We start from the raw sequence: 19,871 nt of genomic DNA on the forward strand, positions 1-19,871 counted from the left end.
ATGTATTCAATGTTTAATAACTTACACACAAATGTATGAAAAAAAAATTCATGGGCTGTGCTTTCTTATATTGGGGAAAGCATAGGCGAACTTTTTGGATTATGAAAAACCTGGTATTATTTATTTTGTTTTTTAGCCTTCAGGCGCACTCCAGTACTTTTTCACAAAGCAGGATGAGTGTTCAGCTCGAAAATTCTAGTATTAAAGAGCTTTTTAAGATGATTGAGGATCAAACCTCTCTGGATTTCCTGTATGATGATGGGGTGGTGAAAGATGTTTACATTTCTCTTACTGCACAGGATGAAACCATTGAGGAGATTTTAAATCAGGCTCTTAGAGGTACTAATCTGGAGTATGAAATTGAACGCAATACCATACTTATAAAGAAGGCAAAGAGTGTTCCTCAGCAGCAGGAAACACTTATTGAAGTTCGGGGGCGGGTAGTGGATTCCGGTGGAGATCCGGTTCCGGGAGTTACTATCCGGTTAAAGGATACCATTTATGGAGTATATTCTAATAATAACGGGGAGTATGAAATAAAAGGTAAAGTAGCGGGAGATGCTGTCCTTGTTTTTTCATTTATCGGTATGGAAACACAGGAGATACCTGTAGAAGGCCAAAGGATCATCAACGTTACTATGATTGAGGAAGAACAAGGTATTTCTGAGGTGGTAGTGAATGGTGTGTTTACCCGAAAGGCCAACACCTACACAGGTGCTGTTACTTCAGTAAAAAGAGATGAGTTGCTTAAAATGACTTCGCAGGATGTTTTAAGTGGTTTGGCTAATATTGACCCTTCTTTTGTGATGGTGGAGGATTTGTCGGCAGGTTCAAATCCAAATGCCAATCCGAACTATCAGATGAGGGGAACCAGTTCTATTTCACAGAATTTTCAAAGTCAATATGAAAACGACCCAAACCAACCTCTTTTTATCCTGGATGGTTTTGAATCTACAATTGAAAAAATTAAGGATCTTGACATTAATTTAATCGAAAATATCACGCTTTTAAAAGATGCCACAGCCAAAGCGGTATATGGTTCTAAGGGTGCCAACGGAGTAGTTGTAATAGAAACGCGCAGGCCCAATGAAGGTAAACTTAGAGTTATGTATAATGGTGCTGTTTCTGTTGAAATGCCTGATTTAACCAGTTACGATTTGACAAATGCAAGTGAAAAATTAGAGATTGAAAAGCAGGCAGGTTTGTATAATTCCGACAATTATTTTACACAGTTAGGTTTAAATGAGACTTATAACAATAAGTTGCTGGAAGTTTTAAGCGGGGTAGATACTGACTGGATGGCTCAGCCGGTACGAACCGGAGTAGGTCAAAAACATTCGGTATTTATTGATGGTGGTGATGATGTTGTTTTGTATGCGGCAGATCTTTCTTATAATAATATCAAGGGTGCTATGAAGGGGTCTGAGAGGGAGACTTTTAGTGGTGGTTTAACTTAGACCTACCGCAAAAAGAATCTTTTAATCAGAAATAAATTGTTTGTTACCAACAATAAAAGTTCAGAATCACCCTACGGGAGCTTTGGTTTATATGCACGTATGAACCCATACAGTAGGATTTATGATGATAACGGGCAGTTGATACAATCTTATAATTATAATGGAACATTTGAGCCAAATCCAATTTGGAATACAACCATTAACACCAAGGATGTTTCCGAGTATACCGATTTGAGTAATTATTTTTATGGGGAATGGAAAATAAAACCTCAGTTAAAGTTAGTGGGTAGGCTGGGTATTACTGCAAAGGATTATCAAACAGATATTTTTTATCCTGCTTCACATACTAACTTTATTAATGAAACAAATGTATACCAAAAAGGATCGTATAACCAAACTACTGGTAAAAGTTTATATACCAGTGGGGATTTGGGAATCAATTATTCTTTTATGAAGGGAAGCCATCTGTTTTTTATGAATGGGCAGGTGAATTTTAACAATACAAAGTATGATCGTGTATCGCTCAGTGCGGAAGGTTTTCCTAACGACCAGATGGATCATGTTATTTTTGCCATTCAATATGCAGACGGTGGAAAACCATCGGGTTCGGAAGGTATTAGCCATTCTGCCGGAGGATTGGCATCATTAAACTATTCTTTTGACGAGCGTTATTTATTCGATGCAAACTACCGTTTAACAGGATCTTCCGAATACGGATCGAACCAGAGATGGGGAACATTCTGGTCTGTAGGTGCCGGTTGGAATATTCATAAAGAAAAGTTCTTTGAAGGAAGTTCGTTTATTAATCAGTTAAAACTGCGGTTTTCAACCGGATATACGGGTTCGCAAGGATTCAATACCTATGAGGCTTTATCTACAGTAAGGTATTATACCAGCGAAGCATATTACGGACGAATCGGTTCCTACCTGGTAAGTATGGCTAATCCTAACTTAAGGTGGCAATCTAAATACGATAGCAGTGTTGGTGTTGATTTTTCTCTTGCAAACAAAAGGGTTAACGGTCGTTTTGATTACTATGTGGCCAATACCGAATCAATGCTAACCGATGTTACCTTACCTGCATCAACCGGGTTTAATTATTATCGTGCAAACCTGGGAAAAACTGAAAACAAAGGTATTGAGGCTAACTTAAATGTTAGGGTGTATCAAAAAGATAACAATTATGTAAATGTTTATGCTTCAGCCGCCCACAACAAAAATAAGTTGAAAGAGATCTCTAATAGTCTGCAGGCGTTTAACAATGAGCAAGATGAGGAAAAAAGTCAAGAGAGTTCTGCAAGTAAAGAGAGTATAACAACACCTTCTGTTCGTTATATTGAAGGGGAATCCATTAATACCATATGGGCCGTAAAATCATTAGGGATTGATCCACAAAACGGAAAAGAAATCTATATGAAAAAGGATGGTTCAGTAACTTATGAATGGGATGCTGACGACCAGATTGCTGCTGGTGATGCTATGCCAAGTGTAACCGGTACATTTGGTATCAGTTCCGAAATAAAAAACATTGGTTGTAATGTTGCTTTTTACTATCGATTGGGAGGTCAGATTTACAATTCCACGTTGGTAGATAAGGTTGAAAATGCTAACCTGGCCTACAATGTAGACAAAAGGGTATATACTGATCGTTGGCAAAAAGCCGGGGATATGGCGTTGTACAAAGCCATATCAAATACCAGTTATACCCGTCCAACCACCAGATTTGTTGAAGATTACAATACGTTAACCCTTTCTTCGGTTAATTTGTATTACGATTTCAGAAACACTTCGTTGGTGAAAAAATCATTTTTACAACAGTTGAGATTCAGTGTTAATATGAATGATCTATTTGTGATTTCATCGGTTAAAACAGAAAGAGGAACGGATTATCCTTTTGCTCGTAACGCTACTTTCTCAATACAAGCAACTTTCTAATTTTTTATAGCTATGAAAATATTTGTAAAGAACAATATAATTTCAGGGATCAGCTTAATCGTCACCTTAATGATGTTTTTAACATCGTGTGATGATTATTTTGATGTGAGCCCTAAGTCGCAAATACTGACAGATGAACACTTTAATAGGGAGAGTGGATTTCTGGATCAGTTGACAGGTGTTTATTCTAAGATGTCAAGAACATCTATGTACGGAAGAGAATTAACTTTTGGTTTAGCCGAGGTCCTATCCCAAAATTACGATATGGATGGGGATAATGTATATCGCTATGCCGTGGAGTATGACTATGATAATAGTGGCGTACAAAGTCGAATCAACAGTATATGGAGTTCAGCTTATAACTGTATTGCCAATCTGAATATAATGCTCGACTACTATCAAAATGTGGATTCAGCTATATTTACAGAAAATCACTATAATTTGTATAGGGGAGAAGCTTTGGGTTTAAGGGCTTTTCTGCACTTTGAGCTTATGAGAAGTTTTGCAGCCAGCCCTGTTTATAATTCTGGCGCTTTAGGGGTTCCATATATAACAGAATATTCGCCTTCGGTTACGCCACAGGTTTCAGTGAACGAAACTATGGATTACATTATTGGAGATTTACAGGAAGCGGTTAGTTACCTGGAAAGTGATTCGCTGTATAGCGCAGAAAGCAAATATGCATATAGGGGAGAAAGGCAGTTTTATTTTAATTACTATGCAGCTAAACAAACACTTGCCAGGGCATATTTATGGAAAGGTGACTTGCAAAATGCTGCAATCGTAGCAGAAGAAGTGATTGAAGATTATTCTGAAGAAAGGACTCCTCCCTTTTCATGGACGCACTATACTGAAATACAAGGCGTAAAAAATGATGAGATCAACCGCATTTTTTCCGGAGAACTGGTGTTTAGGTTGAATATTACCAATATGGCAGATATTGTTGACCCATATTTTACTGAAGAAGCAGGAGCCAATTCATTCTATTTTACCGAAGAAAAATTGGATGCCTATTTTGAAAAATCGAGTAAAGGACTTGGTAATGATTTTAGATCCTTGTTTGGTTTTTCATACGATGGCGAAAATCAATATCTATGGAAGTATCATCAATATGGATCATTTGATGATATGATGCCGGTGATCAGGTTGAGTGAAATTTATTACATAGCTGCCGAAGCACAAAAGGAAACCAACCCGGCACGTTCCATTGAGCTGTTGAATATTGTTAGGGAAAACAGGAATATTACCATTGATGATGCATTGCCAGAAACATTGACTGCAGAAGAAATACAGGAAGAGATATTTAAAGAATACAGAAAAGAATTCCTTGGCGAAGGTCAGTTGTTTTATTATTACAAACGCCTGAACTATTCAACTATTGAAGGTTCTTCAGTTGCGGCAACCAATGCTATTTATGTTTGGCCAATGCCTGATGGCGAGATTGAATTTGGCAATCGTTAATCTAAAAATTGTTTGAAATGAATTACAATAAAATTATTATAGCAATCATTGGAGTGTTTAGCTTTTTTGCTTGCGAAAACGATCCTTTTTATTATCAGGATCAGGCCCGGGTTAGGATGGTAGGTCCTGAGGAATGGACTTTGGGAACAGACTCTTTGGAGTTTTCTTTTGCTCATTATAGTTCAGGCATCGAAGATACCACTTTTCAGGTAATACTAAATGTAATGGGGGAAGCAGCATCAACAGACAGAACAGTAACGGTAGGGGTTGTTGCCGATAAGAGTACTGCACAGACTGCTCAGTATTCCTTCCCTGAATCTGTGACTGTTCCTGCCGGGGCTTATGAAGCCATTCTCCCGGTAACCATTTTTCGTGATGAATCCATAAAAGATGCTGCAGTAAGGTTAAAGATTGTGGTTAAGGAAAGCAGCGATTTTTTAGTTGGGGTGGCAGAAGAAACCGAATTAACCATTATCTGGTCGGATATACTTACAAAGCCTGTTAACTGGAATGATCTGGAGGAGTTTTTTGGTGAGTATAGTTTAGTAAAGTACCGTTTTATTATTGATACTTTAAACCAGGGGAATTTTGATACTGATGAATTGAGCTGGGCTCAGATGAAGAACTATCAAATTATATTAACAGATGCATTGTTGGAATACAATGAGATGAATCCCAATAATCCATTAACTGATGAAAACGGCAAATTGGTGACGTTTTAATGGAGATAACAATTAAATAAAAACATCATGAGAAATATATATATAACCTTAATTGGGCTGTTGTTTATTATTGCCTTTTTACCTTCTTGCTATAAAGATGATGGGAATTATGATTATACGGAGGTAAATGGAATTGAAATAGATACATCAGGCTTTTATATAAATAGCAGTTATTATACAGTTTATCCCGGAGATACAATTGCATTGAGTCCTTCAATTGAATATGAGCATCCTGAGAATTTATCCTATTCATGGGTATTGGTACCTTTCCCTTATGAGGCAGAAGTTGTTGGTAATGCAACAGAATGGCCTGCTCCGGATACAATAGCTCATACCTTAGATCTGGATTGGATTGTGGATGTAGACCCTGGTGGCTATAGATATTATCTTGAAGTAAAAGATACTGTAACAGGTTTGTCAAAACAAATATATCCTAGTTATATCAATTACTTAAATGTTGCTACAGCAGGTTCTTTTTATGCGCTGATGTGTTTGTCGGAACATGAAGGTCAAACTGATTTGGGTGTTTATTATACACGTTTGGCATTAATTTTTAGTGGGGATACAGACCCGCAGTACTACAGTAATAAATACGGTCATATGATACCGGGAAAACCCACTTTGTTGGGATATGGTTCAGAGGGGTATTACTATACTTTTACCGATCAGGGTGGTTTGAGGTTGGATAAAAATGATTTTCTGACCATGGAAAGTTTTGACGAATTGTTCTATACTGTTCCTCAAAGTAATGTACAGGATTATATAGATCAGAAAAGCCAGGAGCTATTGATCAATGATGGGAAATTGCATGTTTTGAATAATAATTTAAGCAACGACAGGAAGTTTTCTTCTGCCATTGCAGGTGATTATAAAGCTTTCCCATATATCAGCAGTAAAGATAAATATTCAGATGCCGGCAATTCATTATGTACTTTGTTTGATGAGAATTCCAAATCATTTGTGCGTTATTTTTCTCAGGGAAATAACATTGTTAAGTATGGTGCTGCCAGCTCAGAAGCTTATGTAGACCCCAATAATTTACCCAATATCCCTTTGGCTATTTTAACTTATGATTATTCAAAAACATGTGCCATTGTTAAAGATGAAGAAGGAATAATTAAAGCGTATCTATATAACTTTTTATCCGAAGATGACAGTGATGTTTCTGGCAATGGGTCACGCTCTATTATTGATCTTTCTAATTGTGAAAATATCGACCAGGCAACTATGTTCTATTCAGGGCCATCTGCAACTGCATTTCATTATGCTACAAGTGATGCTATCTATACTTTTTCAATTACTTCAGGAGCAAATACAGCAACTAAAATTTATGATTTGCCACAAGGAGAAGAAGTGACATGTATCTATAGCCTGCCAATGGGTGGGTTTCCTACTGCAGGGCGTGTATATTGGTTTGCTACCTGGAATGAGGCCAGCCAGGATGGTTCAATTGTAGAGTTTGAGATTGATCCCAATAGTGGTGAGCCATCATGGTTCTGGGGACAAATGTTTGGATTGGATCAGCCAAATCCCAATGTTACCAATGGTTTTAGTAAAATCAAAAGTATGAAAGTTGGAATTTAATTAGTTTCTGCAAGAAAACTCATGATTGCTACGCTCACCTCTTTAGGGACTAGGGGTGAGCGAAAGGAGTTTTATTATTCCAGGAGTTTTCTTGCTGATTCTATAGAGCTGTTTTAATAAGCTTAATTGCTTGATAAAAAGTATACAAATGAAGAATATTCTATATTTATTAGCATTAGTGTTAATTGCTACTTCCTGCACTCAGGGATACACTTTAAAAGGCAAGTTAACCGGAGTTGAAGATGGAACCAAAATAGCCCTTAGGCCCTTTGCACTGTTTGATGTAAAAACGGTAGCCGAAACGGTTTTGGAAGATGGAGAGTTTACTTTCTCCGGAGCGGTGGAAGAACCCAGAGAATTCTATATTGAGATTGGTGAAAATCAGGGACGTTACCGTGTTATGATCGAAAATTCCAAAATTCAGTTAAGCGCAAACTTATCATTACAATCACGCGGTCAAAATAGAGGGACTTATTACGATTTTAAAGAGGTAGAGGTAACGGGTTCAGAAAGCCATAATTATTTGTATAGCCAACTTGCAGTCCGCGATGATTTAAATGAGCTATACAAGGGGCTTATGGATAAGTTTAAAAAATCAGAGAATTTAGCAAAAGAGGCGGAAGTTGATGCGGACAAGGCTATTTTGTATCAGAAAGAGTGTGAAGAATACCAAAAAGCCGAAAAAGCTTTCTTTGATACAGTAAAAAAGCGATATAATCAGGTGTTTATAGATAATAAGGAGTCTTTTTGGGGACCATTATTAATGATGAATTTACTTAGTTATTTAACTCCGGAACAGCGTAAAACCTTCGAGAATATGTCTGAAAAGGCTAGAAATAGTTACTATGGAAAAATGGCAGCAGAAAAACTGTATCCTGCTGAAATGATTGGAAAAAAAGCGCCAGATTTTAAAGTAGTTGGGATAGACGGGAAAGAGCAAAGCTTGCAGGAAATGTTAAAAGGGAAAAAGGCGTTGCTTATTGATTTTTGGGCATCGTGGTGCGGCCCATGTAAAAAGGAGATTCCTCACTTAAAGGAAAACTATAAGAGATTTTCAGATAAGGGCTTTGAAATAGTTAGTATTTCTATAGATAAAGATGAAAAAGCCTGGTTAAATTCAGTAGAAAAGCTGGCTTTAAAATGGCCAAACTTCAGAGATTCTGAAGTGTCAGCGCTTTATAAGGTATCTGCTGTTCCCACTATGTATCTGATAAATAGCAAAGGTGAAATAATTGGTGAAAATTTGAGGGGTGAAGCCCTGACAAAAAAACTGGAAGAAATATTTTAAATAATTGTTGACTTATAAACACATGAAGAACATTTTAAATTTATTGGCATTAGTGTTAATTGTTACTTCCTGCTCTCAGGGATACACTTTAAAAGGCAAGTTAAGCGGAGTTGAAGATGGAACAAAAATAGCACTTCGGCCATATGCTATGTATGATGTAAAACCTGTTGCTGAAACGGTATTGAAAAATGGAGAGTTTACTTTTGCCGGAGTGGTGGAAGAACCCAGAGAATTCTTCCTGGTGATAGGGGAGAAACAAGGGTTTTATACTATTATGATTGAAAATGCAGTAATTCAATTTAATGCAGAACTTTCGTTGTCTAAGAGTGGTCAAAATGAAATTCCGCGTTACGATTTTAAAAATGTAACAGTATCAGGTTCTGATAGCCACAATTACCTTCAAAATCAACTTGCTGTAAGAAAAGAATTAGATAAGTTATACGTAGAAAAAGACAATAAGCACAAAGAAGTACTTAGCTTAATGAGTCAGGCCAGAGCAAGTAAAAATAAGGCAAAAATTGACTCGGTAAATAATCTTGACGAATATAAAGAATATGCAAAGGCTGAAAAACATTTTTTTGAAACAGTAGAGAAACGTTATAACGAAGTTTTTGAAGCCAATAAAGAAACCTTTTGGGGACCTTTAATGATGATGAACCTGTTTAGTTATTTTACTCCTGATCAGAGAGGATTATTTGAGGGTATGTCAGAAGAGGCTAAAAACAGTTATTACGGGAAAATGGTTTATGAGCAGTTGTACCCGGCTAATAGAACAGGCGAAAAGGTACCTGATTTTTCGGTTGTGGGGATTGATGGTAAAAAGCATAGCCTTGAGAGTTTGTTGAAAGGGAAGAAAGCGTTGCTTATTGACTTTTGGGCATCATGGTGCGGGCCATGTAAAAAGGAGATTCCTCACTTAAAAGAAGATTATAAAAGATTTGCAGAAAAGGGTTTTGAAATAGTGAGCATTTCCATCGATCAGGATGAAAAGGCGTGGTTAAAGGCAGTGGATAAATTAGAGCTGCAATGGCCAAACTTCAGGGATTCGGAAGTGTCTGCTCTATATAAAGTTAGTTCGGTTCCTACCATGTACCTTATTAATAATAAAGGTGAACTAATTGGGGAAAATCTGAGGGGTGAAGCCCTTACTAAAAAGTTGGAAGAAATATTGGATTAGTTATATGCCTTCTTTTTTACTAAAAAGTAAAATCTTTGAAGGATGAGTTCTTAGAGTTTTTATTAATATAAGAGGCTGGCGTTATATGTTAATATGCAATGTCAACCTCTTTTTTATGTATATAGTGTTAGCAAGAAAACTGCTATAATTTTTGTTAGCCCACCCACACCCCTCAGTCCTCCCGAATACAAGTTCGGGACAGGCTCTGAAGGGGAAGTTGCTTCCGTACAGTGCGTTGGCGTTTTCCCCTTTAGAGCTTGTCCCGATCAAACGGGAGGAATCAAAGGGGTGAGCGTAGGAATCATGAGTTTTCTTGCAGGAACTATATAACGTAATTGTATATGCTAAAATTTGATTATATGAATAACTTATTTTTTAAAGGGAGTGTATTGTTGCTTCTATTGTTAACAGTATCTGTAAATGCGCAAAAATTAAGATCTAATGATGAATATGAACGCAACCTATCACTTAGTGCAGATTCTATTTTGAAAAAGGTTTCGGTTTTATCTATGAGTACTGCAGATAGTCAGTTTAAGGAAAGAAATCAGCCAATTGAAATTAGAAGGACAAGGAAGTTTAAACGAAGGTTAAGTCCTGGTGGTATCTATAAAAAGGTAGCTAGTGCTACAGTGGTAATTACAGGAGGGTGTCTTTGCGATCATTGCAGTAATCTACATGTTAATCCAGCAAGCGGATATTTTATATCGGAGGATGGGATTTGTGTTACCAATTACCATGTGATCGATTCCTATATTCATCCGGGAGAGCAATTAAAACCAAAATTAATCGTGGTTAAGCTACATGACGGTCGGGTTTTGCCTGTTCAGGAGGTTCTTACAGCATCAAAAGAAAATGATCTGGCCATAGTGAAAGTGGATACCAATGGAGCAAAAGTTCCTGCTTTAGGCTTGGATGTAGAGCCGGAAATAGGCGATGATGTTTATATAGTTAGTCACCCACAGAAGCTGTTTTACCAATTTTCAAAGGGGATGGTTACCAATAAGTTTAGGAGGAAGTTTCCTGATGGGGATAACGGGTTTTTAGAACGTGACCTGATTGCGGTTTCTGCAGATTATGCTACTGGTTCAAGTGGTGCAGCTATTGTTAATAAGTATGGAAATGTGGTGGCAACAGTTTCTTCAACCCGTACACTTAAGCATTGGGGTTTAGAGGATAAGCCTACGCAGATGGTGGTGAAGGAAGGTATTCCGGCAGCTTCGCTTGAAGAATTGTTGAAATAGAGAGGTAAATAGAACGAAAACCTGGACAAGTCGTGAATGAACTATTTGACTTGCCCGGGTTTGATATAGATGGATTTGTGTTTTAACTAATTGATGATGTTTGAATACCTGAGCTGTATTCTCAGTTGATCACACGTTTTAATAATCTATCCAGTCATTTAAAATATTATTTTGATACCATGGGTCATTACTTTTTTTAAGCCAATAGGCCATTTCTTTAAGTAAACTTTGTATGATATCAGAATTTTTATCAACAGATAAGTTATGTAACTGGTATGGATCTTTTTGATCATTGTAAAAACGAGTAGATTTTATATTATGTTCTTTATTAATTGTTATCTCAAACGTATACTCAGACGTTTTTATACCTCTTGAAACCGGAAAATAACTTGTAACAAGTCCGTTTTTATCTTTTGCACCGTTAATATTTCTAATATAAAGAGCCGAGTTTGGTCTTGCGGCATTAGGTACTTTATTAAACGCATCGCTATAGTTTGTTCCCTGCACTTCTGAAGGTATTTTCTTTTCAAATCCCATAAGTCCTAATAGCGTTGGCATTATATCTGGTGTACTTAATAATAAATTATCAGTTCGGGCCGATTTTATACCTGGCCATCTTATTAAAAAGGGAACATCAAATGCCTCTGTGAAGATACTGTTTTTAGGGTCCCTGGTATTCTGGCTGCACATAGTTTCCCCATGATCAGAAGTAAAGACGACAATCGTATTGTCATACTCTCCCATATCTTTTAATTGTTGAATAATCCGGCCAAATTCCCTATCTACGCCTGTAACATTGGCAAAATAGAAAGGAGCTGATTTTGCTTTTTGCATTTCCGGGTTTGCATTGTCACGTTGCAATAGTCTGTTTAAAGGTATACCCTGATAATGATTATAATCCTCTTCCAGACAATCATCCAAAGAATTATAAGGGTTGTGTGGTGGATTCATCGATACAAAGACAGCAAATGGCTTTGTATCATCTCTTTGTCCTTTTTCATTTTTAAGGTAGGATATTACCTCATTGGCTTCATGTTGAGGAGACCACTCCTTAGGTTCAAAGCGTTTCCCGTTATTGTTATAATAATGAGGATCTTTGTGTACATCCCAGGTGCCATAAGAATACCAGTAATCAAATCCATGTCTTTTTATCATAGGAGTATAAGTATCCCATGCAGGTACCCTGGGATCAACATAATTTCCTGGATTTGCAGGATCATTTGGAGTTGGAAAATCTAAATGCCATTTGCCAAAATATGCAAGGTTATAGTTTTCTTCTTTTAGCACATCACTAATGCAAATAGCATCTTTCCGTAGCGAACTAATTGGACGATCAGCATTACAATTTAAAGTAACCCCTGAAGATCCAGGGTATAATCCTGTAAAAAGGCTACCTCTATGCGGACTACATAATGGACAATTGCTAACCGCATTGGTAAATACAACCGATTCTTTTGCAAATGAATCCAGATTGGGAGTTTTTACAGGATCTGCTTTTGTTCGTATAGCTCCTTTAAATTCAGGGTATTCCCAAAAAGCCATAGCATGTTTTCTGAATTGATCAGGAAAAACATAAATTAGGTTTGGGGCTTTTGCTTTTTTACCATTATCATGTTTTGATAAACAGGATTGGAGGACTGTTAAAAAGCTAATGCAAACGATAAATAGTATGAACCTTTTTTTCATTGACTTGGGTTTTAATTCTTTAATGAATTTTGCTCTTTGTTATCTAAATTATATAAACGCATTAGGGCTTCAACATAATAATAGTCTGCGTAATTAAGAGGTACATCAATTTCGTTGTTATGGGGTATGCTACCCACACTATGCATTAAAATAAAATTGTGATTTTCACCTTCTGCTGCCAGGTATTTTGCCGAAGATAAATTGCTAAGTATTAGTTTCGCCTCAGATAGATAATCTTTATCAGAGTAGCCATCGAGTTCGATTAATGCAGAGGCTGTTATAGCTGCAGCAGAAGCATCCCTTGGTTCGTTGGGGATTTTAGGAGCATCATAATCCCAATAAGGTATTCTATCAGATGGAATTGAAGGATGATTTATAATAAAGTCGGCGATTTTTTCTGCTTGTTTTAAGTATTTTATGTCTTTTGTATATCTGTAACATATGGTGTATCCATACAGTCCCCATGTTTGTCCTCGTGCCCATTCCGACTCATGAGCATAACCCTGAGCTGTTTGTTTATTTCTGACTTCTCCCGTTATGCTGTCGTAATCAACTACATGGTAGGAGCTTATGTCTGGTCTGAAGTGGTTTTTTAAAGTAACATCTGCATGAGAAATAGCGACATCTTCATATTTTTTATCACCAGTAATTTTCGATAGCTCAAACAGCATCTCCAAATTCATCATATTATCAATGATTACGGGGAATTCCCAGCCTCGTTTTGATTGCCATCCTTTATCCACATCCCATGATCTGATGCATCCTACCTTGGGGTTAAATCTGGTGATAAGGGTATTACCTGCATCAATCAATATTTTTTTATATTCATTGTTACCGGTTATGCGGTAACCCTGGCCATATGAACAATGAAATACAAATCCTAAATCATGGTAGAGTGGCATTAGTCTATGATCTTCAAATTTTTTTTGGAAATGTGATGCAGCTTCTTTCCACTTGGAGTCTTTTGTAAATTCATATAGGTACCAACAAGTTCCCGGAAAAAAACCTTCTGTCCAGTCAAAACCTTCTCTTGTCCAATGCATATGGCCATCTTCGGTAACGGTGCGAGGAATTTTCTGAGAAGCCATAGCTTTTTTTAATAATAAGCTTGTTTGCACACTTGCAAAGTTTAACCTATCGTTAAGAGTAGATTGAGGTGTTTGTTTAATACTACATGCACTAAATGCTATCATTCCCAATATTATCCCAAAGCTCTTAAATAATGATCGTTTCATGTTCTGATATTTAGTTTTATATTTTTTGTTTCACACTTAACTTTTAATCGTCACAATACAAAATTAATGATCCTAATTGCTTAAAAAACACCCCATTATAAGGGTAAGGGCGTGCAGTATAATACATTTTGCATTTAACAGTTGATAATCAGTTTAAAAGATGCATATAATGTGCTTTGGGGTGAACAAATGTGTCATATAAATGAATTATATTAGAGTTATATTTTTTAGAGAAAAGTTCCTTTGTATTGTCAACGCCTGGCCCGATTATCTTTTTTTGAAAATGTAGTAAATAAGGAGGATTAATTGATGAGAATAAAGATGTTTTATTTGTTGGTTTGCCTGGTTGTTTTTGAATTGTCTGCCCGTGATATAGAGTTTGAATATCTGGGACTAAGAGATGGTTTGTCGCAAGTGTCAGTTACTTCAATGGTGCAGGATGACTTTGGTAGGATATGGATAGGTACCAGAGATGGTTTAAATGTGTATGATGGCAATAAAATAAAAACTTTCAGGTCAGTTAAAGGAGATTCAACTTCACTGTTGGGACATAACTTGCGTAAACTGGTAAAAGATGGTCATTACATATGGACTGTTTCTTATGCTGGTATTTCACGTTTAAATATTGAAACATTAACATTTGAGCAATTTCCTTTTAATGGAGTTCTCTCTATTTTACCCTATAACAACAAGCTATTGCTTGGAACAACACGTGGATTATTTGAGTTAAATCCTGAACTTGGAGCATTTGTTTTAAGAACAGATATATTTGAGAAAAATAGTCCGGTATATAATCTTACAGTTGATAATGCAGATATTCTTTGGGTAGGTAGTGAAGATGGATTATTCAAGTATGATATAAAAGGTAAGTTGACCACAAAAGTACTCAATGCAGCCACTAATATTGTTTTTTCAGATTCTAAAAAGCGAATATGGGTAGGAACTCAGAATGATGGGGTGTATCTGATTGATAGGCAGAATGAAGTGTTGCAGCATTTTGTACATAGTGATACTGAAAAATCACTGGTTCATAACATAGTTAGGGATATATGTGAAGATTCACAAGGAAACATCTGGATTGGTACTTTTTTGGGATTGAGCATTATCGATGGTATTTCAATGAAAATTGAAAACTATCAGCAATCAGAAGTTAACAGAAAGCAATTATCTCACAATAGTGTGTATTGTATACTTAAAGATAAGCAAGGAACCATGTGGGTTGGGACGTACTTTGGTGCTATTAGTTATTTTAATCCCGATTTTCATGTATTTAAGTATTATCATGTTAGAAACGATAATTCACAAGGGGTTAGTTATAATGTAATAGGTCAAATGATCGAAGACAAAAATGACAATTTGTGGATTGCAACCGAGGGTGGAGGTTTGGATTACTATAATCGCAAAAAAAACACATTTACGCATTACCGACATGTTGAAGGAGTGGCCGGTTTGTCTCATAATAGCGTGAAATCATTATTGCTGGTTAATAATAAATTGTTAATTGGAACGCATCTGGGAGGGTTAAATATATTAGATATAGATAAACAGAAGTTTACAGTACTTAAAAATGATCCTAAAGATAGTTCCAGTATTTCATCGAATATTGTTACTGCAATCATACCGTATAAAGATGACTATTTATTAGCCACCCATAAAGGTATATTGAGGTTTAATTTAAGAGCAAAGAAATTTTCTCAATTCTTTGAAAATAAACAACAGCAAGCTCTTATTGGAGATGTAATCTTTTGTTTGTTTGAAGATAGTTTTGGTAAATTGTGGATCGGGACCGAACGAAATGGGTTATTTTGCTATGATCCAACAACAAAACAAGTAAAAAGGTATGTAAATGGTGATGAACCTAATTCTATTAGCAACAACACAATAAACAGTATTTTCGAAGATCATAAATTCAGGTTGTGGATTGGGACATTGGGAGGAGGACTTAATCAATATCATCGTAAATCAGATGACTTTACAAATTACTCAATGCAAAGCCATCATATGCCAAGTAATTTTGTATATGGTATCCAGGAATCGCGCTATGGAAATTTATGGATTGCGACAAGCAAAGGATTGGTTAATTTTCATATAGAGAACAACCGGTTTTATAGCTATGATCAAAGCAATGGTTTTCCATTAGATGAGTTGAACTTAGGAGCATTGTATTTAACCGGACGAGGAGAGGTTTTTGTTGGGGGTATCAATGGAATGATTTCTTTTAAAGAAGAGGATTTGCTTAAAGAAGCAGGTAGCTATAATTTAGTTTTTTCTTCATTGTTTTTAAACAATGAAGAAGTGAAACCGAATGATGGTAGCGGTTTGTTAAATAAGGATTTGGCATATACTGAGCAAGTTGTTTTTAAACCTCAACAAGATGTATTTACTATTCATTACACGGCATGTAATTACATAACAACTAATCAAAGTAAATTTGAGTACCGTCTTGAAAATTTTAACAAAAACTGGATAGATGCAGGAAGTAATACTTCGGTTACATACACAAACTTAGATCCGGGTACTTATAATCTTGAAGTCAGGGTTCTTAATAGTATTGATGATAGTATTGTAGATTCAAAAAAATTGCAAATAGTAGTAGAACCTCCATTTTATAAAACATGGTATGCTTATGTTATTTATTTGGTATTGTTAGTTGGCTTAGTGGCATGGTTTAACCAGATTTATCTGGGGAGGGTAAGGCTTGAAGATAGTTTAAAGGCTGAAAAGCGTGAAAAGGAACAGATAAGCGAGGTAAATCAGTCAAAGCTTAGATTCTTTACCAATATATCGCATGAATTTCGTACTCCCTTAACATTAATAACTGGAACATTAGAGGCTGTGTTGGAAGATACAAAAACATCTGCCCGGAATTATAACAGGTTATTGACAATAAACAATAATGCTGTTCGATTAAATAACCTGATTAATGAATTGCTCGATTTCAGGAAAATGGAACAAGGTTATTTAAAGTTGCAGGTGGCAGAATATAAAGTTGCGTCATTTGTTGGTGAAGTCTTTCACTCGTTTGTTGAATATGCCCAGTTTCATCATATACAATATGAGTTTACAACTCCACCAGAATCGCTGGCTTTATGGTTTGATGCTAACCAGATGGAAAAAGTTTATTACAATTTAATATCCAACGCGTTTAAAGTAGTAAGAGATGATGTGGGATCTGTTATAGTTGAGGTTGTAGAACAACCGGATCATGTTGATATTACAATTCGGGATAATGGCCCTGGAATGGAAGAAGATAAAATAGAAAAGATATTTGATCGATATTACCAGATTGATCAAATTAATGGTAAAACAAGTGGGCAAGGAAGTGGTATTGGCCTGGCTCTTTGTAAAGGAATAGTCAAAGAACATCAAGGTGAAATTTTAGTAAAGAGCAAGGAAGGTGCAGGTACTTCCTTTACGGTTCGTTTGAAAAAAGGAAATAAACACTATAACGAAGAGCAATTATCCTATATAAATAATGTAATATCAAACCAGGAGCAGGAAATAAAAGAATATGCATTGTTGGATAAGGAAGAAGAGGATGTTGCTTTATCAGAGAATGCCACAACATTGCTCATTGTGGAAGACAATGATGAAGCACGGAACCTGATTAGAGATATTTTTAAGAAGAGATATCGGATTATAGAGGCAATGGATGGTAAAGAAGGAGTAGAAATTGCTATAGATAATCAACCGGATTTGATTATTTCTGATGTAATGATGCCCAATATGTCTGGTACGCAAATGTGTGCAAAACTTAAACGCAACGAACAAACAAGCCATATCCCAATTATCTTGCTTACAGCCCGTACGGCCATAGAATATAAAATTGAAGGTGTTGAAACAGGTGCAGACGATTACATTACAAAGCCTTTTAATATTAAATTGTTAAGAGCCAGAGTGAAAAATTTATTGCAAAGCAGGGCGTTATTACAGCAAAAGTTTAAAGAGGATCCTAAAGCAGAGCTTAAAGATTTGACAAGTAACTCGGTTGATCAAAGAATGCTCGAAAAAGCGCGTGATATTGTAGAAAAGCATATTGATGATACGGAATTTGACATCAACGATTTCGCTAAAGAGATGGGATTGGGACGAACAAGGTTATTCTCGAAAATAAAAGGTGTAACCGGACAGACTCCAAATGAATTTATGGTGTCAATACGACTTAAAAAAGCTGTAGAACTTTTGAATTCCCAGTCGGGTATGAATGTTTCTGAAATAGCTTATGCTGTTGGATTCAATACGCCACGATATTTTGGTAGATGTTTCCGCGAGCATTATGGCATTACACCAACAAATTATATTCAAAATTTAGAAGAAAAGCGCGATGCAGATCCAGATGTTTCATCAAATGAGAGTGAATGATAATTTACCGTCATAAAATCAGTGAGTTATTGTTTTTTATTTCGTTAAACTAAACATGTGGCTGAATTATTTTGAACTTATTCTGAATTATATTTTGCGTGTATACAATATCAAGGAGGTACATTGCGGTTTTAAAATTCAGTTTAAGTTTAGTTATGAAAAATATGTTTAAGGTACTGTTCGTGCTGTTTGTATTCACAATGTATCCCAAAGGATATGCACAGAATAGTCAATTGTGGGATGATTACCAACGGGACTATAAAAATGGCAAACCTTCAGAGTTGCCCAACTTTTCATTTGCCGGATATCATCATAGCGAAAAGGGGATTCCTGATGTAAATTATAATCTGTATGATGTTACAAAATATGGTGCGGTAGCAAACGATGATAAATCAGATAAAGAAGCCATCAGAAAAGCAATTGCGGCAGCGATAAAAAATGGGTCAGGAATCGTGTTTTTTCCTAAAGGAAGGTTTTTGGTTAACGAGGATCTGGACGACAGGAAACCGATTGACGTAAAAGGGAACAATATTGTATTTAAAGGGAGTGGATCGGGTAAAGATGGAACCGAGCTCTTTATGAAAAACTACTTGCCAGCTAAAGATCCTGATAAACTATGGACTTGCCCTTATTTGTTTCAGTTTACAGGAGGTGGAAAGGAAGAAGTGATAGCACAGGTTATTAAAGATGCGAACAGAGGGGAGCATGTTATTAGGGTAAATGATGCTGCAAAAATCAAAGTAGGAGATTGGATTGTGTTGAGGGTTCAAAATAATGCTGCTGATTTGATTGAAGGTGATATGTGCGGGTGCCATGTGGATAAAACCTGGACATCATTATTGAATAAAGGAGTTTATGTTAACGAATACCATCAGGTGATGGATGTTAAAGGGAATTCCCTGTTTTTTAAGGAGCCTTTATTGCATAATGTAGATAAAAAACATAATTGGAGTATTTTATCTTATGCCCATTTTGAGGAAGTAGGGGTTGAGGATATTGCATTTGTTGGTAACTGGCACGAAGATTTTGTTCATCATAAAGACTATGTCCATGATGGGGGATATTCGATGGTTAAATTTACAAGATTAGCAAATAGTTGGATTAGAAACTGCCGGTTCACTGATGTGAACAGGGCTGCTTCAATAGGACTTAGTGCCAATGTATCAGTATTAAACTGCGATGTGTCAGGAACACCTGGGCATAGTTCAATTAGCTCCTCTGCTTCAACCAGAGTGTTAATTGGAAAGGTTAATGATTCCTCTTCGCAATGGCACGCTCCGGGGGTTACGGGTGCATGCATTGGAACTGTTTTATGGAGGGTGAAATATAATGAAGATACGAGCTTTGAAACACATGCCTCGCAACCAAGGGCCACTTTATTCGACTGCATAGAAGGTGGTTTCTTTATTGGTAGGGGAGGGGGTGCCCGTCAAAATCTTCCGAATCATATGGAACATCTTGTGTTATGGAATTATAAAGAGATTGGAGAACCAGAGACTGATTTTGAGTTTTGGTCATCAAAAACATGGTTTTGGAAAATTATACCACCATATGTTGTTGGTTTTCATGGTGCTGGTTCTACATTTAAAAAAGACCAGATAAAAGTGCTGGAGTCTTTGGGGACACCGGTTGACCCGGAATCATTATATGAAGCACAATTGAAATTAAGGTTAGGTGAATTGCCGCTTTGGGTAAAAAATATTAAAAACTTATAAAGAAGAAA

Annotated in this window: 12 protein-coding genes; 10 read left to right on the plus strand and 2 right to left on the minus strand. The window is 36.3% G+C overall.

Going from position 1 to position 19,871, the window contains the following annotated elements:
* Positions 1 to 35 precede the first annotated feature (35 nt).
* The 8 genes from OM074_RS13445 to OM074_RS13480 all read left to right on the plus strand — a co-directional run bounded on the left by OM074_RS13445 (position 36) and on the right by OM074_RS13480 (position 10,865).
* Positions 36 to 1,457, plus strand: coding sequence for a carboxypeptidase-like regulatory domain-containing protein (locus OM074_RS13445; protein ID WP_301200253.1), 1,422 nt, complete (start codon positions 36 to 38; stop codon positions 1,455 to 1,457).
* Positions 1,458 to 1,556: 99 nt separating this feature from the next.
* A complete protein-coding gene (locus tag OM074_RS13450; RefSeq protein WP_363320267.1) occupies positions 1,557 to 3,392 on the plus strand; it encodes a SusC/RagA family TonB-linked outer membrane protein in 1,836 nt (611 codons plus the stop codon).
* Positions 3,393 to 3,404: 12 nt separating this feature from the next.
* A complete protein-coding gene (locus OM074_RS13455; protein ID WP_301200256.1) occupies positions 3,405 to 4,853 on the plus strand; it encodes a RagB/SusD family nutrient uptake outer membrane protein in 1,449 nt (482 codons plus the stop codon).
* 17 nt (positions 4,854 to 4,870) lie between these two features.
* Entirely contained in the window at positions 4,871 to 5,575 is a 705-nt protein-coding gene (locus OM074_RS13460; RefSeq protein ID WP_301200257.1) for a DUF4843 domain-containing protein, read from the plus strand.
* 27 nt (positions 5,576 to 5,602) lie between these two features.
* Positions 5,603 to 7,159, plus strand: a complete 1,557-nt coding sequence (locus tag OM074_RS13465) for a PKD-like family lipoprotein (RefSeq protein ID WP_301200259.1) — start codon at positions 5,603 to 5,605, stop codon at positions 7,157 to 7,159.
* A 148-nt stretch (positions 7,160 to 7,307) separates the two neighbouring features.
* Positions 7,308 to 8,447 (plus strand): TlpA disulfide reductase family protein, encoded by a 1,140-nt coding sequence (locus tag OM074_RS13470; protein ID WP_301200261.1) that lies wholly within the window; start codon positions 7,308 to 7,310, stop codon positions 8,445 to 8,447.
* Between the two features lie 22 nt (positions 8,448 to 8,469).
* Positions 8,470 to 9,624: a TlpA disulfide reductase family protein gene (locus OM074_RS13475; protein ID WP_301200263.1), complete on the plus strand. Its 1,155-nt coding sequence runs from the start codon at positions 8,470 to 8,472 to the stop codon at positions 9,622 to 9,624.
* Positions 9,625 to 9,983: 359 nt separating this feature from the next.
* Positions 9,984 to 10,865 carry a S1 family peptidase gene (locus tag OM074_RS13480; RefSeq protein WP_301200265.1) on the plus strand — a complete coding sequence of 294 codons (882 nt, stop codon included), beginning with the start codon at positions 9,984 to 9,986 and terminating at the stop codon, positions 10,863 to 10,865.
* A gap of 138 nt (positions 10,866 to 11,003) precedes the next feature.
* Here the strand turns inward: OM074_RS13480 and OM074_RS13485 are convergent, their stop codons facing one another.
* Both OM074_RS13485 and OM074_RS13490 read right to left on the minus strand, forming a co-directional pair.
* The gene (locus OM074_RS13485; RefSeq protein ID WP_301200267.1) at positions 11,004 to 12,551 is read right to left on the minus strand and encodes a sulfatase family protein; all 1,548 of its coding nucleotides are present in this window, start codon (positions 12,549 to 12,551) and stop codon (positions 11,004 to 11,006) included.
* An 11-nt stretch (positions 12,552 to 12,562) separates the two neighbouring features.
* The gene (locus tag OM074_RS13490) at positions 12,563 to 13,786 is read right to left on the minus strand and encodes a glycoside hydrolase family 88 protein (RefSeq protein WP_301200269.1); all 1,224 of its coding nucleotides are present in this window, start codon (positions 13,784 to 13,786) and stop codon (positions 12,563 to 12,565) included.
* 309 nt (positions 13,787 to 14,095) lie between these two features.
* On the opposite strand from OM074_RS13490, the gene OM074_RS13495 reads away from it, so the two are divergent.
* Positions 14,096 to 18,148, plus strand: coding sequence for a hybrid sensor histidine kinase/response regulator transcription factor (locus OM074_RS13495; RefSeq protein ID WP_301200271.1), 4,053 nt, complete (start codon positions 14,096 to 14,098; stop codon positions 18,146 to 18,148).
* A 155-nt stretch (positions 18,149 to 18,303) separates the two neighbouring features.
* Positions 18,304 to 19,863 carry a DUF4955 domain-containing protein gene (locus OM074_RS13500; RefSeq protein ID WP_301200273.1) on the plus strand — a complete coding sequence of 520 codons (1,560 nt, stop codon included), beginning with the start codon at positions 18,304 to 18,306 and terminating at the stop codon, positions 19,861 to 19,863.
* The last annotated feature ends 8 nt before the right edge of the window (positions 19,864 to 19,871 follow it).

It is taken from the genome of Plebeiibacterium marinum (assembly GCF_026013615.1).
Lineage (GTDB): Bacteria > Bacteroidota > Bacteroidia > Bacteroidales > Marinilabiliaceae > Saccharicrinis > Saccharicrinis marinus_A.

Excerpts from the sequence above, each read along its gene's own strand:
- OM074_RS13445 (WP_301200253.1), top strand. The coding sequence starts at position 36 with ATGAAAAAAAAATTCATGGGCTGTGCTTTCTTATATTGGGGAAAGCAT.
- OM074_RS13450 (WP_363320267.1), top strand. The coding sequence starts at position 1,557 with ATGAACCCATACAGTAGGATTTATGATGATAACGGGCAGTTGATACAA.
- OM074_RS13455 (WP_301200256.1), top strand. The coding sequence starts at position 3,405 with ATGAAAATATTTGTAAAGAACAATATAATTTCAGGGATCAGCTTAATC.
- OM074_RS13460 (WP_301200257.1), top strand. The coding sequence starts at position 4,871 with ATGAATTACAATAAAATTATTATAGCAATCATTGGAGTGTTTAGCTTT.
- OM074_RS13465 (WP_301200259.1), top strand. The coding sequence starts at position 5,603 with ATGAGAAATATATATATAACCTTAATTGGGCTGTTGTTTATTATTGCC.
- OM074_RS13470 (WP_301200261.1), top strand. The coding sequence starts at position 7,308 with ATGAAGAATATTCTATATTTATTAGCATTAGTGTTAATTGCTACTTCC.
- OM074_RS13475 (WP_301200263.1), top strand. The coding sequence starts at position 8,470 with ATGAAGAACATTTTAAATTTATTGGCATTAGTGTTAATTGTTACTTCC.
- OM074_RS13480 (WP_301200265.1), top strand. The coding sequence starts at position 9,984 with ATGAATAACTTATTTTTTAAAGGGAGTGTATTGTTGCTTCTATTGTTA.
- OM074_RS13485 (WP_301200267.1), bottom strand. The coding sequence starts at position 12,551 with ATGAAAAAAAGGTTCATACTATTTATCGTTTGCATTAGCTTTTTAACA.
- OM074_RS13490 (WP_301200269.1), bottom strand. The coding sequence starts at position 13,786 with ATGAAACGATCATTATTTAAGAGCTTTGGGATAATATTGGGAATGATA.
- OM074_RS13495 (WP_301200271.1), top strand. The coding sequence starts at position 14,096 with ATGAGAATAAAGATGTTTTATTTGTTGGTTTGCCTGGTTGTTTTTGAA.
- OM074_RS13500 (WP_301200273.1), top strand. The coding sequence starts at position 18,304 with ATGAAAAATATGTTTAAGGTACTGTTCGTGCTGTTTGTATTCACAATG.